Origin of the sequence: Symbiopectobacterium sp. (genome assembly GCF_051710365.1) — a bacterium.
GTDB lineage: Bacteria > Pseudomonadota > Gammaproteobacteria > Enterobacterales > Enterobacteriaceae > Symbiopectobacterium.
In genome coordinates this window covers 1-15,722 of sequence record NZ_JBPETA010000067.1, presented here as the reverse complement: position 1 = coordinate 15,722, position 15,722 = coordinate 1, and the positions used below count along the sequence as shown (strand labels likewise).

At 55.2% G+C, this 15,722-nt stretch carries 4 protein-coding genes and 5 pseudogenes; 2 read left to right on the top strand and 7 right to left on the bottom strand.

Annotated features, from left to right (window positions below; genetic code table 11):
• Positions 1-121: 121 nt before the first annotated feature.
• Positions 122-1,495: pseudogene (locus ACTBDZ_RS08400) on the bottom strand (mannitol dehydrogenase family protein); the annotation flags it as partial.
• A gap of 402 nt (positions 1,496-1,897) precedes the next feature.
• Between ACTBDZ_RS08400 and uxuA the strand changes: the two are divergent.
• Positions 1,898-3,090: pseudogene (gene uxuA / locus ACTBDZ_RS08395) on the top strand (mannonate dehydratase).
• Positions 3,091-3,127: 37 nt separating this feature from the next.
• Here uxuA and ACTBDZ_RS08390 read toward each other — a convergent pair.
• The 5 genes and pseudogenes from ACTBDZ_RS08390 to ACTBDZ_RS08370 all read right to left on the bottom strand — a co-directional run bounded on the left by ACTBDZ_RS08390 (position 3,128) and on the right by ACTBDZ_RS08370 (position 13,516).
• Entirely contained in the window at positions 3,128-4,285 is a 1,158-nt protein-coding gene (locus ACTBDZ_RS08390) for an HlyD family efflux transporter periplasmic adaptor subunit (RefSeq protein WP_438814983.1), read from the bottom strand.
• Between the two features lie 11 nt (positions 4,286-4,296).
• Positions 4,297-6,442, bottom strand: a pseudogene (locus ACTBDZ_RS08385) (type I secretion system permease/ATPase).
• A 63-nt stretch (positions 6,443-6,505) separates the two neighbouring features.
• Positions 6,506-7,901 (bottom strand): annotated as a pseudogene (locus ACTBDZ_RS08380) (TolC family outer membrane protein).
• A 70-nt stretch (positions 7,902-7,971) separates the two neighbouring features.
• A complete protein-coding gene (locus ACTBDZ_RS08375) occupies positions 7,972-9,903 on the bottom strand; it encodes a hypothetical protein (RefSeq protein WP_438814982.1) in 1,932 nt (643 codons plus the stop codon).
• A gap of 19 nt (positions 9,904-9,922) precedes the next feature.
• Positions 9,923-13,516 (bottom strand): Ig-like domain-containing protein, encoded by a 3,594-nt coding sequence (locus tag ACTBDZ_RS08370; protein WP_438814981.1) that lies wholly within the window; start codon positions 13,514-13,516, stop codon positions 9,923-9,925.
• 85 nt (positions 13,517-13,601) lie between these two features.
• On the opposite strand from ACTBDZ_RS08370, the gene ACTBDZ_RS08365 reads away from it, so the two are divergent.
• The gene (locus tag ACTBDZ_RS08365) at positions 13,602-14,141 is read left to right on the top strand and encodes a GlcG/HbpS family heme-binding protein (RefSeq protein WP_438814980.1); all 540 of its coding nucleotides are present in this window, start codon (positions 13,602-13,604) and stop codon (positions 14,139-14,141) included.
• A gap of 61 nt (positions 14,142-14,202) precedes the next feature.
• Here the strand turns inward: ACTBDZ_RS08365 and shiA are convergent.
• A pseudogene (gene shiA, locus ACTBDZ_RS08360) lies at positions 14,203-15,540 on the bottom strand (shikimate transporter).
• Between the last annotated feature and the right edge of the window lie 182 nt (positions 15,541-15,722).

Here is a 15,722-nt window from a genome sequence, read left to right as displayed (position 1 = left end):
GTTCAGTATTGGTGACAGACCACCACAAGTATCCAACCTCAATTCTGTTCACAAGACCATCGTTGATGTTCTCGGCGAGCGATACCGTCGAATTTATTCTTAAAGTAGGTGCGGAATGACGGGTTAATCCTAACAGGGCCTGCACGCGTGCTGCACCGTCTTGTGTTGCATCGACGACAGCGCGCAGTTGTGTTGCCATCGGATCGCGTACGTCGATGGTTTGACCGGCGTCATCCACGCCGCCCACATAACGCATCCAACCGGCAATACCCAGCGTCAGTCAACTGTAATCGCTGCCGTTTTGCAGGTGCCAGCGCACGGATTCCACCATACGCTGCGGCAGCTTCTGCGTACCGTCCATGGTGATTTGCCAAGTGCGGTGTTTCAGCGCCGGGTTAGTGAAACGGGCAATCAACTGCGCGGCATAGCCCGGTAAATCTTCGTTAACGTGCAGCGTCGGTGCCTGTTCTTCCAGCATCAAGCGTTGAGTCGCACGACGGTAATGGGCATCCGCCATACAGTCATTAATGTGTTCGTAACCGGCCAGATACCCCAGATAAGCCAGGAAGGAGTGGCTACCGTTCAGCATGCGCAGCTTCATCTCTTCGAACGGCAGAACGTCATCCACCAACTGTGCGCCGGCCACTTCCCATTGTGGGCGACCCGCAACAAAGTTGTCTTCCACCACCCATTGAATGAAGGGTTCGCAAGCGATGCCTACCGGATCGGCGATGCCAATGGCCTGCTCCACTTCAGCCAGCGTTTCCGGCGTGGCGGCAGGCACGATGCGGTCCACCATGGTGTTGGGGAAAGTGACATTGGCCGCGATCCATTCCGCCAGCTCTGCGCTGCGCAACTGTGCCAGCTCCAGCACTGCGCGTTTCACCACGTTGCCGTTTTCCGGCATGTTATCGCAAGAAAGTACAGTAAACGGTTTCAAGCCACGTTCACGACGCACGCGCAGTGCTTCTACCAGTAGACCCGGTGCAGAAGCAGGCGCGGTCGGCAATTCCAAATCTTGCTTGATCAGCGGGTTATTGATGTCTACGCCGCCGCTGGTACGATCGATGCAGTAGCCTTTCTCGGTAACCGTCAGGGAAACAATGTTAACTTGTGGCTCTGCCAGTTTTTCCACCACGGCGTAGATACTTTCCAGACGTGCATGCAGCGATTCGTGGACCGAACCGATAACAATGGCCTGACTGCCTTCTGCCCCTTTTTCCAGCATAGTATAGCGGTGGTCCTGTTCACGCAATTGGCTAATCAGGCTTTCACCCCCAAACAGGATCACTTCACAGTATCCCCAGTCACCGCCTTGTTGACTCAGAACGCGGTCGGTAAGCAGCGCCTGATGCGCACGGTGAAACGCCCCAAAGCCGATGTGCACCATACTGCTTGTGAGTGCATTACGATCGTACTGGGGTTGGCGTACAGCCTCTGGTAGCGGGGTGTTGGCAAGGGTGGCGTGATGCGTTGCGGTGGTCGACGTTGTCATAACAATATCCCTGAGTACGGTAGGCCATCATGCGTTAGCGCGTTCACTCGCCCTTGACGGTGGAGATTGTAGGAGAGCAAGGTGAAAATTGGCCTGACCAAATAATGTAAAAAGACGCTTTGGTATAAAGTTTCACGGCAAAACTGTACTTGTTTCCACGTAAAAAGCCAATTTGTTTGTCCAAAAAGCATTATTTTGGTGATATTGGTCAACCTATTTTGTTTTCTTGTTGGTGCTTTTCACTGGCTGGTGTAGGCTGTCATTGGAATGATAAACAAAATTGGTCGGCCTGTTTACCGCTTTGGTTGATGAGATTGATGACCTGTCGTCCCGTAGCGATTGCCGTGGACCGGGAACAGCGCAAGCGATGATTTTAAAAGTTATTGATTAAGTGTAATAAAGATGGAACAAACCTGGCGTTGGTATGGCCCGAACGATCCTGTCTCTCTGGACGATGTCCGTCAGGTTGGGGCGACGGGTGTGATGACCGCGTTGCACCACATTGCGAATGGCGAAGTCTGGACAGTTGAAGAGATCGAAAAGCGTAAAGCCGAATTGAAAGCCAAAGGCCTGGTGTGGTCGGTGGTCGAGAGTGTGCCGATCCATGAAGATATCAAAACGCAAACCGGTCGCTATCAGCACTATATTGCTAACTACCAGCAGTCACTGCGCAATCTGGCGCAGTGCGGCATCGACACCGTGTGCTACAACTTTATGCCGATTCTGGACTGGACGCGTACCGACCTGGAATACCAACTGCCGGACGGCTCCAAAGCGCTGCGCTTTGATCAAATCGCTTTTGCGGCGTTTGAACTGCACATTCTCAAACGTGAGGGTGCAAAGAACGATTACACCGAAGAAGAGCAGGCGCAGGCTGCCGCTTACTTTGAAGCTATGACCGAAGCGGATATCGCGCGTTTGACCGGCAATATCATCGCCGGTCTGCCGGGGGCGGAAGAAGGTTATACGCTGGAGCAGTTCCGCGCGCGTCTGGCGGAATATGACGGCATTGACCACGCCAAGCTGCGTGAACATCTGGGCTACTTTCTTAAGCAAATCGTGCCGGTTGCCGAAGAAGCAGATATCCGCATGGCGATCCACCCGGACGATCCGCCGTGTCCGATTCTGGGGCTGCCGCGCGTGGTGTCCACCATTGAGGATATGCAATGGATGAAGGACACTGTGGATAATATCCACAACGGTTTCACCATATGTGCACCGGTTCTTACGGTGTGCGTGCGGATAACGATCTGGTCAAGATGATCGAAACCTTTGGCGATCGCATCCACTTCACCCACCTGCGAGCGACCTGTCGCGAGCAGAACCCGAAAATCTTTCACAAAGCGGCGCATCTGGGCGGCGACGTGAATATGGTGGCAGTGGTGAAAGCGATCCTGACGGAAGAATCACGCCGTAAAGCGGCGGGCGATCTGCGTCCGATTCCGATGCGTCCTGACCACGGTCACCAGATGCTCGACGATCTGAAGAAGAAAACCAACCCCGGTTACTCGGCTATCGGCCGTCTGAAAGGGCTGGCGGAAGTGCGCGGCGTTGAGCTGGCGCTCAAGCAAGTGTTCTTTCCTGAACTGCTGTAATACGGCAGTTTCACCGTAGGAATACGCTGATGAGGCGCTAGCGTTCACGCAGCGCCTCATTCACTTTATTCAGTGGCTTGATCAAGTAATCGAGCACGCTTTTTTGCCCGTTTTTAATCTCCACATTGGCCATCATGCCGGGAACAATGGCAAACCGGTCGCCGTTTTTATTGGTCAACCCACTCTCCAGCGTGCGCACATAAACCCGGTAATAATACTGATCGCGCCGTACTTCATCTTGCAACGTATCTGGTGAAACGCTTTCTACCTCGCCGTCGAGATCGCCATAAATCGATGAGTCATAGGCGGTAATTTTGACAATGGCAGGCAATCCAGGGCGGATATACGCGATATCGCGCGGGTTGACGCGGGTTTCAATTAGCAGTTTGTCTTCCAGCAGTACGATTTCCATCAACTTGCCGCCGGGTTGCAGTACGCCGCCAACTGTGGTGACCTGAATATCTTTGACGATACCGCGCACGGGGGAGTTGAGTGTGGCGCGCCGTAGCTGGTCGGCCTTGCCGTTGACCACTTCCAACTGTGCTTCCAGATCGGCGTTATTTTTTACCTGCTCTTCGCGCGCCCTGACGGCATACAGATTGCGTGCTTCATCGATCTTGCCGCGGATTTCACTGATTTGTCGCCGCAGACGGATCACTTCGACTGCACTGGCGGCGCCGCGTGCCACCAGCGGTTCGGTCATTTTCAATTCCTGTTCTACCAGTCGCATGGATTGTTGCAGGTTAAGCACGGTTTCATCTCGGTTACGCAGGGGGGATTCATACAACTGGCGTTCGCGCGCAGCCAGATTGGGATCTTTCAATGTCTCTTCGCTAAAGCGCAGCGGCTCTCCGCTTAGCTCCGCGCGCAACCGTTCCGCCGAGGCGCGCAGGGTGGTTACGCGCGAAAAGGCCTCACCGTAGACGGACTGGGCGCGATTGATGTCCAGTTGTGCCAGCGTCTGGCCTTTTTCCACGATATTCCCTTGCTGGACATACAGGTTATCAATTACGCCACCATCAAGACTTTCAATCACCTGGGCTCGCGTGGACGGGGTGACTTTGCCACTACCGACGGTGACTTCATCGAGAATGGCGATTTTCGCCCAGGCGAAAAACACCACCAGCCCCAGCAGCGTCAGCCAAATCACTCTGGAGGAGGCTTTACCTTTTGCGCTGAACAGCGTCTTGTTCATGATTTTCTCCCTCAGGCGACCTGCTGCGCGTTATCCAGCGGTTTGCTGACCGCCTTGAGTATCTGGTCTTTGGGGCCATCGGCAATAACGCGCCCGTTGTCGATGACAATCAGCCTGTCGACCAGCTTGAGCAGGGCCGGGCGATGTGTCACCAGCACCAGCGTGCACCCTCCCAGCCAGCTTTTCATTTGGCGAATAACCTGTTCTTCCAGTTGTTCATCCATTGAGGCCGTGGGTTCATCCATCAGCACGATCTGCGGATTGCGCAGGATAAGACGGCTTAACAGCACCATTTGACACTTGACACTGCCCGCCGGACAGGCCGCACCCGCCTTCCTGGATGATGCGCTCAAGACTGGAGGCATCCTGCTGCACCATGCTGAGCGCCCCGCTGATACGCAGCGCTGCCAGTAATTCCTGCTCACTGGCGTGGGGGTTGCCCAGCATCAGGTTTTGCCTGAGACTGCCAAAAAACAGCCGAGAATCCTGAGAAAGAAAGCCAACCTGGCGGCGCATGTCTGCCGGGTCCATGTGCGCCATGTCGACGCCGTCCAGCGTTACTTTGCCGCATGTGGCGGTCGCCTGCCCTGCGAGCAGTTTGAGCAGAGTGGATTTTCCGGTGCCGACCTTGCCCAGTATCGCCACGCGTTCGGCAGGTTTGATATCCAGCGTGTTGATAAACACCGCGTTATTTCCCTTTTCCGGATCGTAGCTGTACTGCGCCTGTGTCACTTGGTAGTGGACTTGCAGCACTGGGCAGTGGGCGATTTCTTGTGCCTCAGGCCTGTCGAGCGGTTTTTGCAGCAGTTCATCGAGTCCGGTCAGGGCATTTTTGGCGTGCTGCCAGCGCGAGAACACCATGGTCAGTTGCATCAGCGGAGCGATGGTGCGGGATGACAATAGGCTACACGCCACCAGCGTACCGGTGGTGATGTCGCCGGCCAACACCAGATAACTGCCGAACACCAACATGCCAGCATAGGTGAGCTGCTGTACTGTCGACGCCCATCCGGTCAGACGTGCGCCCCAGAGGCGCTGCTTCATGCCGACGGCGGCGCTCACCTCGTGAGTTTGCTCCCATTGCCGCTGGAAATAGGGTTCTGCCTGAAGTGCCTTGATGTCTTCGACGCCCTCAATCGATTCCACCAGCACCGCGTTGCGCAGCGCGCTCTCGCGCATGCCCTCTTTAGCCAGCTTTGCCATAGGCCATTGCAGCAAGATGCCGGGAATGACAATCAGCGGGATCGCCAACATGGGAATAAACACCAGCGGGCCGCCAATAAACGACATCAGTGCCAGAAACAGCAGCACAAAAGGCATGTCTGCCGCCGCGCCGACGGTGGTCGAGGTCAGTAATTCACGGACCTGATCGATTTCTCGCGGTTGAGAGATAAAGGATCCGGTGGATTTGGGACGCGCTTCATTCTTGATGGCCAGCGCGCGGGCGAACAGCATGCCGGAAACCCGCAGGTCGATCTGCTTGCCCATTAAATCGGAGATCACAGTGCGGGATGAACGAATCGCGTATTCAATAGCGGCAGCCAGCAGCACGCCACCAAACAACACCCACAGCGTGGGCATCGACTGTGAGGGGATAATGCGATCGTAGACCTGCATCGAAAACAGAATGCCTGCCAGTGCCAACACATTGCCGATGATAGAGGCCAGCGCCACTTCGCCGATCTGTCGTTTGGCATGGGCAAAGTGCTGCCAGAACCAGTGTTTACGGTAGGGTTTGACGAAATCATCGATGCGGGCATCGCGACCACGTTCGGCAATGCCGGTAAGCACCAGCGTGTCCTGAATCTGCGATTGCAACGTCTCTTTGTCGATTTTGCGCTGTAAATCGCCACCGTCGCTGCGCCAGTACAGCAAATTCTGGTCCTCATCGATGGCTTCGATCACCAGTACGCTGCCGTCATGGGCGGCGGCCAGTACCGGAAGAATACCGGGACTCCAGCGCAAACGATCCCAGCGGCACAGGCTGGTGTGCAGTCCCATCAGGTGAGCTATCTGTTCCAGCTTGCGCGCCAGCGGCAGTTGTTCATGCCAGCGCATCTGTTGTGCAACGGTGCGCACATCAATAACATGCCCATAATGCGCGGCTGTTCTTGCCAGTGCGGCGATCCATATTTCTGTGGTGGCAGATGCAGCCATGCAATCTCCTGTGAGTAAACACGTGGTTATCAGCCACTTTTCACACTATTACCTTCGATGCCATTACAGTGATGGCAGCCGATCGCCATTGGCTTTGTCTCGTTCTATGCCGAGCATATCCAGCAGATTATCGACGGCAGCCGCGTAGTTGACTGTTGCATCCTAGCCGTCAAACTGTGCCATTGCTCGGGCGTTTTCAGCCTGAAGCACGTCCTGCTCCACGCTGAGTAGATCGTTAAGGCTGCGTTTGCTCAGGCGATATTCGTCGCGATAGACATCGCGAGTATAGTTGGCGCTGGCGTTCGCTGGCAGCCTGACGTTGCTGCGCGCCAATCATGTCGGCATAGGACGTGGCTGCGCGCTGGTTAATATCCAGCTTAGCCGCTTCCACCTCAGCCTGTGCGGCCTCGAGTGCATTCTGAGCGGCATCAATCTGTGCGCTGACGGCACCGTCCTGATAGATAGGCGCTTCCACCAGCAGCCGCACCTGATCGTCCCAGTAGGCGCGATTACGGGTATCGTTGCGCGCGCGCGCCGCCTGCACAGAGAAACTGGGCCAATGTTTGGCTTCTGCCTGCCTGATACGCTGTCGGGCCGCTTCCTGACGTGACTGTGCGCTGCGTACCTGCGCGCTTTGTTCGTAGGGCAACGCCTGTAAGGTGACCTCTTGCTGTAGCAGCGTTTGCGGCAAATCCGGTAGGCGCGTAGGTACCACACCGGTTAACACGGTCAATTGCGCCAGCGCGGAACGCTGCTGTGCACGATATTGCTCCAGTGTCGCGACCGTGCCCGCGATACGCGTCTCCGCTTGCAACACATCCGATTGAGAGTTCAGTCCGGCTTGCGCGCGCATTTGCGCGATGGCTTTCACGGCTTCAAGCGAGGTGATATGTCGCTCAGCCGAGGCAGACAGCGTTTGATAGCGCTTGACCTGTAAATAGGCGAGCAGCGTTTGTTGACCGACACCGGTCATGATGCTGTAGAGCTGGTAGCGGTAAGCATCCGAGAGATGATGCTGTTCGCCGATGCTGCCGCTGGTTTTACCAAAATCGTAGATAAGCTGGGTTAACGAGACGCCAGCAGAGGTGGTGCGGCCGCGCGTGCCGGGGGTGTCACTTTGGTTTTGTCGACCAACGCCGCCGTTCAGCGCAATCTGTGGCATCCAGGCGCTTTCCGCCAATTTCAATTCGCTGGCACCGATACGAATTTGCGCTGCCGCCTGGGCGATTTGTGGGTTTCGGGCAAAGGCACGCAGAATGGCCTGTTCCAGACTCAAACTGTCGATCTGCTGTTCACTGGGGGCTGCCTGCCAGGTCACACCCAGTTGTTGAGCCAAGAGTGGCGGGGCACCTAACGTAGCGGTGAAAAGAAAAAGCAGGCTCAGACAGCGTAAGGCTGTTCCTGAGTGTGGCTGGAAAACGTCATTTCTGGCAAAAAAAGTGTGCTTAATTTTCAACATTATCAACACCCTGACCGTCGTGTGCACCACAGGCAACAGTGTGCCTGTGGTGGTTGCTTCCGTTTTATTATTAGACGATGTTGACGTGCAGCCCTTGCTGCACCAGCACATCTCCCAGCGTGTTGCCGCTCTCTAACGCCGAGTTGTGATACACATCGAACATCATGCCATCCAGCGCCCGTTGCCCGGTCAGGGCCCAGGTGCCGCTGGGGTCGGGGATCAAATTGACCTCGTTGCCCGTTGCGCCCAGGATGCGCAAATCATCTTCGGGTTTATCGGTGACAGACAGCGCGCGCGCCAAATCGAGCGTGATGCTGTTGGTACCCGAAGCTCCGAGATCGAAGATTTCGATGTTGTCGATGCTGAGTCCCAGCGCGGTAAGATCCAGAGCCAGATGTTCGCCACTCAGCGCCAGCATATCGGTGCCTGCACCGCCGTCGATATGAAGCGCGTCAAGTACAGAAACCTGAAGCAAGTCATCGCCATCACTGCCGGTTAGCGTGTTGCTGTCAGTGGGCACGATAGCAACGCCGCCGATGCTGTAGCTGATATCGCTCGGCGTGGTTACCGTGGCACTTGCACCGGTACTTTGCACCTCATTCAGGCTGGCGAGCGTCAAGGTACTGTCATCATGCGTCGTGCTTGTTTCGTGACTGGTTGCAGCGGTATGGCTGGTCTCCAGCGAGACGCCCAGTGTCAGATTGCCGTCGGTAAGCGCAGTGAGATCGGTGGCGGACAAGCCAACCGACCAGGTGCCATCGCTTTGTACCACGGTTGTCAGGGTTCTGCTGCCCAGCGTGACACGCAGCGTTGAACCCACGGCGTTGGTGGTGGTGCCGCTGATGATTGGGTTGGTCGCTGCCTCTACGGCGTTTAACAGGCCATCGCCGCCAAACAGCGGATTGAGCGTGATGGTCGGTGCGGCATTAATGGCAACCGTTGCCAGGCTGTTTTGGCTGATGCTGTTACCTGCGGCATTGGTCAGTTGCGCATTCACGGTTAAAGAGCCATCCGCCAACGCTTGCAGATCCACGGTGGGTAGGTTCAATGACCAACTGCCGCCCGCATTGATGGTGGTGGTATAGGTTTTTCCTCCAAGCGTTAACGTCAGGGTGGTACCCGCTGCCGCTTGTGTAGAGGTGCCGCTCAGGATTTGTGTGCTGAGCAGGTCGTTAAGATCCAAAATACCATTTCCAAACAGCGGGTTGAAGGTAATGGTTGGTGGCGTGAGCGCCACCGTCAGACCTGCGCTGGTGCTATTACTATTGCCTGCTTTATCCGTCACCGTTGCGTTGACGGTCAGGTTGCCGTTTGCCAATGATTGCAATTCCGTTGGCGTCACTGAGATGCTCCAAACGCCCCCAGCCTGCACGGTGGCTTCCCGCGAAAGCCCACCAATGGTGGGCGTTATTTTTGATCCCATCCCTGCATTGGTTGTGGTGCCGCTCAGGGTTTGGCCCAGCGCTGCTTCCGCCACGTTGAGATAGCCATCACCGCCAAACAGCGAATTAAGGCTGATGGTCGGTAAGTTTTTGGTGATGGCCGTAATGGTTTGGCTGATGGAACCAGTGTTACCGCTGGCGTTAGTCACCTCCACCTTGACCGAGACGCTGCCATCAACCAGTGCAGCAAGATCGGAAGGTTGCAAGGTCAGACTGTAGGCCCCGGCGGCACCGACCGTAGTTTGGAAGGTTTTACTGCCCAGCGTCACGGTAACCTGGGAGCCAACCGCGGCGTTGGTGACCACTCCACTCAAGGTTTGAGCCACCAGTGCTTCTGCGGAATTGAGGAAACCATCGCCACCAAAAATGGGGCTAAGCGTAACCACGGGCAGGGAGAAGCCCAGCGTTAAGCCACCGCCGAGGGAAACATTGTTATCCACGCTGTCGCCGGCATTCACCGTGACGGTAACATTGCCATTGCCCAGGTTTTGCAGCAATGCTAATGCATCGGTGCCGACGCTGGTACTCCACTTGCCGTCGGTCCCGACCGTTGCGGTCAACGTTCTTACCCCTGCCAGATTAATCCGTCAGTTGCGTGCTGGAAGCCAGATTCAGCGCGGTGCCGCTGATCGTCTGAGCGTTTACCAAATCGGCGAGGTTGAGCAGCTCGTCACCGAATATCGGATCGAGGGTCAGGCTGGGCAGGTTATTAATTATCGCCGGCACGTTTACGGTTTTGCTGACCACGTTGCCGCCGTAATCGGTAACACTGACACCAAGCGCCAGCGTGCCGTCCTGCAAGGCTTTCAAATCCAGCGTGGGGATGGAGAGGTTCCACGCGCCGTCAGCCCCTACGGTGGCGGTGTAGGTTTTGGTTCCCAGCGTGACGGTGATGTTATAAGCGCCTTTGGTGGTATCGATATTTCCGACCACGCCGCTAATGATCTGATCGGCTGCTGCTTCAAGCGCATTTAGGCCATAAGGCAAACCAAGGCCATTACCACCAAAAGCCAGAATGGAATCAATCGTTGGCACAGAACGCAATACATCAATGTCGACCAGCTCATTCTTGCTGTTGCCATTGACGTCAACGATGTCGACTTCTACTTGCAGCAGTCCGTCGGAAAGCCCTGATAATACAGACTGCGGGAATGACACGCTCCAGGCTCCGCCCGCGCCGACGGTGGCCTCGAAGGTGGTGCCTGCGATGATGACACTGACTTTGGCACCCAGAGAACTGCCGGTAGCGTGACCGCTGATGACCTGTGTTATCAGCGATTCGGCATAGTTGAGGATACCGTTGTTACCGAAAATATCGTCAACGCCTGCGCCCAGCGTCTGGTTGAGCGATACGTTTAAGGTCACTGTGTTACTGCTGCTGTTACCGGCGGCGTCAGTAATGGTCAGGCCGATCACCTGCGGGCCATCGGTGAGTTTGGTCAGATCGACGGTTGTAAAGGGAATCTGCCAGTTGCCATTGTTATCAACCACTACGTTGCCGGTGAGCGGACCTGCCGTCAGCGTTACCGTAGCCCCTTTCTCACCTGTACCTTTCAGCACTTGTCCCAGTTGCGCTTCGGCCATCGTGAGGATATTGTTGCCCGCAAAGGCATCGATGGTCAGCAGCGGGATGTCTGTATCAACCGTGATAGTGAGCGAACCGGTGTTGCTTGTGTTGCCTGCCGCATCTGTCAGCGTTGCGGTAATCGAATGTTGTCCTTGACTGAGCGCATTGAGATCGGCGGTGGGAACGCTAACCGACCAGATACCGCCCGTGCCGCTACCGTTATCGAGGACTTGTGCCTGATAGGTTTTCCCGTTCAGCGTCACAGAGACAAAGCGCCCAACTTCCGCAAAGGAGGCGGTGCCATTGATGGTTTGCGCCGTTGCCAGTTCACTGTTGTTTAGCGTGTTATCGCCGGCGAAGGTGAGGATAATGACCGTTGGTGGCGTGATGTCGACCTGAACGTTGGTGCTGGTGTCAACAGTATCACCGTTCACCTCGGTTGACGCACTGATAGTCACCGCGCCATCTGACGTAAACGCGGTGTAGACTGGATCGGAGACGGGGATGACCAGGCTCCATTTACCGTCATTGTCAGTGGTGACATTTCCAACTGGTTGAATACCATTAATGAGTAAGGTGATCGTCTGCGGGTTATCGCCGTGGTGCACCACCCCCGAAACGGTGATGGGTGCTTGTGATTCATCCTTATTGATAGTGTTGTCATCGGCAATGGCATTAATCACCATTGTTGGAGCCTGCGGCAGAACAATATTCACAGGGACATCTAGTGTTTCATTAACGATGTTACCGGCTTTATCTTGCGCTTGGATGGCGATTTCGGTTGGATTGGTGAACTGCTGCAACTCTGAGGCCGGAATTAACACCGACCAACTTCCTCCGGCGCCAATATTGGTTTCGTAACTGTGGCCTTTCACCGTGACGGTCACTTTTTGCCCGGCTTCCAGTCCGGTTGAGGTGCCGCTCAAGGTTTGCGCGCTGCGACTTTCGACATAGTTTAGCCCATCGCCACCAACAAAATCACCGAAAGTAATCGTTGGCAGCGTATTGACCACGATATGCACCTGGATACCGACGCTGGCGCTGTTGCCTGCGGCATCAGTGGCGGTGACCGTCAGGGTTTGTGTGCCATCAACCAACCCAATCAACTGGTCAGCGTCAAGCGACCAAACGCCGCCAGATACAGTGGCATCATACGATTTTGTGCCGATCTTCACGGTAACGCTCGTGGCATCACCCGCATTACCGCTCAGTGCTGCAATTTCTGTTGCATTCAGGTAACCGTCATCAAACGGGGTGTTGAGCGTAACAGCGGGCGCATGAAAATCATTTTCAAAGGTCACCGTGTCGCTGGCAGTGTTGCCCGCTGCGTCGGTCGCCGTCACGATTAGCGTGTGGTCATCACTTTCAGCTAACGAACTCAACGCGTTGGCTGGCAAGGTGACGCTCCAGGTGTTGTCCGTGACCACGGCCTGATAAATCACGCCGTTAAGATCAATCTCGACCTTGATGTTTTGCGCACTGCCGGTGCTATTAGTGGTACCTGTGATGGTAATGGGAGCGCTGGCTTCCGCGATGTTGAGGATGTTGTCGCTGCCAAATAAGGGTCCGGTAATGTCAGGTGCGGGCAGCGTCAATGCCGCAGTAACGTTAACGGTAGCGCTGCTGGGGTTGCCTGCCTTGTCGGTGACGGTCACCAGTAACGTATGCCCACCTTCAGTAAATGCCGCCAATTGCGTTGAGGTCAGTGGCAGTGACCAGCCGCCCAAACCGTCTACTTGCACGCCAGTGAACACCTGTTGGTTTGCGGTTCCTGCATCCAGCGTCACCGTCACGGTTTGTCCGCTGCCGCTGATCCCGGTTTTACCGCTCAGCGTCTGCGGCTTATTTGACTCATCCAGATTGAGGTAGCCATCGCCGAAAGGCAGCACTACCGTGGCGCTTGGCAAGGTGTGGAATAGTGCCTCTGCACTGCCCGTGGTGGTGGTGCTGTTACCGACGCTATCCGTTACCGTGACAATCACGTTAACCGTGCCATCCGGCAATGCTGACAGAACGGTGCTGCTGAGCGGCAATCTCCAACTGCCGTTGGCATTCACGGTGGCGGGATAGACCGTGCCGTTAATGCTGACGCTGACAGTTTGTCCGCTGTTGCTGGCAAGCCCGGTTTGCCCATTGAGGGTAACGCCTGCCTGGACTTCACTGGCGCTGAGGAAGCCATCATTGAATAATGGCCTGGTAATCCCCGCTGATAGATTGTTCTCCACGATACTGCTAAATCCACTCGTGATGGGCGTGCTGGGGTTACCGGCTTTGTCTTGCGCGGTGACGATCAGCGTGTGAGCGCTATCGTTCAGGTCTTGCAGATCGGCGGCGGGTAAGGTGACGCTCCATAGACCCGTCTCTGTCACGGTTCCGGTATAAGATTTCCCATCGATGGTTACCGTCACCTTTTGCCCCGCGCCGTTAACGCCGGTGTTACCGCTCAATACCTGATCTGCGCCCGCCTCTGCGGCATTCAGCTTGCCGTCAACAAACGGGGTATTCAATGTCACGTTGAACGTGGTGTGCGTGACGATATCCAGTGTGCCGCTGACGCTGGCCGGGTTTCCGGCGCTGTCTACGGCGCTGATGCTAACCTGGGTCACGTATTCAATGAGTGTATTGCTACATAGTCTGGCATGCAAAAAAGGTGTTTAAAACCAGCCTGAATGCATGAAGAGAACATAGAGCATGAATACTATTTTTATTGCGGAGCAACACATTGAATACGTGACCAAACGTCTTCTTATCACCACCCTGCTTTTCAACGGCATTACCGCCTTTCCCAGCTTTGCCAATGGCGTGTTAAGCGAAAAAAATCTTTCTTTGGCGCTGGCAGAACAGCTGGCACAACATGCTATCCAGTCGTGCAGTGCTAAGAATGTGAACGTGGCGGTAACCATCGTCGATCGTGCTGGCGTAGTGAAGTTGGCCAAACGCATGGACAACGCCGGCCCGCATACCCTCGAAGCGAGCCGAATGAAGGCGTTTACCGCACTCACTACGAAAGCACCCACAGAAAACGTGATGAAAAACGCCCAAGCCAATGCTGAAGCGCAAAATCTGCGTGATATTCCAGGCTTTTTATTGCTGGCGGGTGGCGTGCCGTTAAAAGTGTGGGATCAAACCATTGGGGCGATTGGCATCGGTGGCGCGCCCTCGGGCAGTATCGACCAACAATGTGCGCTGGAAGCGCTCGATGCGGTTAAAACGCAACTTAGCGCAAAATAATGAGAGAGACCGTAACGTAAGCACTATCGCGTTACGGTCTTTATTAGCACTTAATTAGCACTTAATCCGTTGATTGCGGCTTCATACTCATACCGACCACTGCTGAGATCAGACACCCCATCGCCAGATAACCCGCAACGCCATACCAGGCACCGGAGAACACGGTCACCAGCAACACGGCGATAAACGGCGTAAAGCCACCGCCCACCACGCTTGCGACCTGATAATAACCCACACCTGCACCGCTATAGCGGTAGGCGGTACCAAACAGTTCGGTAAACATCGGCTGCTGTACGCTGACGATCATATCATGCGCGACATTCGCCAGCAGAATGGCGAACAGCAGGATCAGCACCGTGTTGTGATGCTCCAGCGCGATAAAGAACGGCACTGCACTGGCCGCACCGATCAGCGCTCCGGTGACATAGATACGACGACGGCCGAAGCTATCCGCCAGCCAGGCGAAAGCAGGAATAGAGAAACAGCTGATTGCCCCCACCAGCAGACCGATATTCAAGAATATATCGCGCGACAGGCCGAGATGTGCGGTTGAGTAGTTCAACGCAAAGGCCGTAACGATATACATCGTCAACAGTTCGCCAAGGCGCAGGGCAATGATCAGTAGAAATGCTTTTGGATGTTTACGCAATGCTTCAAAAATAGGGAACGAGCGAAGTTTGTTGGCGCGCTCTTGCAGCGTTTTATTGGCTTCAAACTCCTGCGATTCATTCATGCCGTTACGCACCCACCAGGCAATGGCAACCAGTATCAGGCTGAACAGGAACGGCAATCGCCAGCCCCAGGTCACAAATTCCTCGTTGGTCGTCCAATGACTGACGACAGAAATAGATCCTGTCGCCAGCAACAAGCCAACACCATAACCGACCTGCACGCCACTACTGTAAAAGGCTTTTTTCTTCTTCGGCGCGCTTTCTACCGCAAGCAACGCTGCACCGCCCCACTCGCCGCCGACAGCAAACCCTTGAATGGCGCGCAGGGTGACCAGCAGCACCGGAGCCCACCAGCCGATAGACGCAAATGAAGGCAACAGGCCGATGAACGCGGTAGCGATCACCATCATCCGGTGATCATCAGCATGCGTTTACGACCCAGACGATCGCCGAAGTGACCAAACACCATGCCGCCCAGCGGGCGGAACAAGAAGCCAACGCCAAAAGTCCCAAAGGCCGCCAACGTGCCCATGGTCGGGCTGATCTGTGGGAAAAATTCGGTGTTAAACACCAAAGCGGCAACTATTCCGTACAGTAGAAAGTCATACCAGTCGACAACGGCGCCGACAAAACTTCCCCAGGCGGCACGGCGCGCCCGGTTGTGTGTAGGGCTTTCAGGCAGAGATTGAGCTATTGTGGTTTGCTGCGCTATCGCTCTGCGGCGACATTGGTGTGCTTGTGCTGTTCATGTTTGTCTCGTTATTTTAAATTTACACAACTGTACACTAGGGCCTGTCATCAAATGCTTGGATAAGCGTGTATGATTGTCTACTTTGGCCTAAAAAGTAAGAGATGACACGTCGCTATGCACTTCGAGATGATCAATGGGCTAGGATTGAGACATTGCTTC

Bases quoted from the DNA above. Each gene is read 5' to 3' on its own strand.
- ACTBDZ_RS08365 (WP_438814980.1), top strand. From the start codon at position 13,602: ATGAATACTATTTTTATTGCGGAGCAACACATTGAATACGTGACCAAA.
- ACTBDZ_RS08390 (WP_438814983.1), bottom strand. From the start codon at position 4,285: ATGAACAAGACGCTGTTCAGCGCAAAAGGTAAAGCCTCCTCCAGAGTG.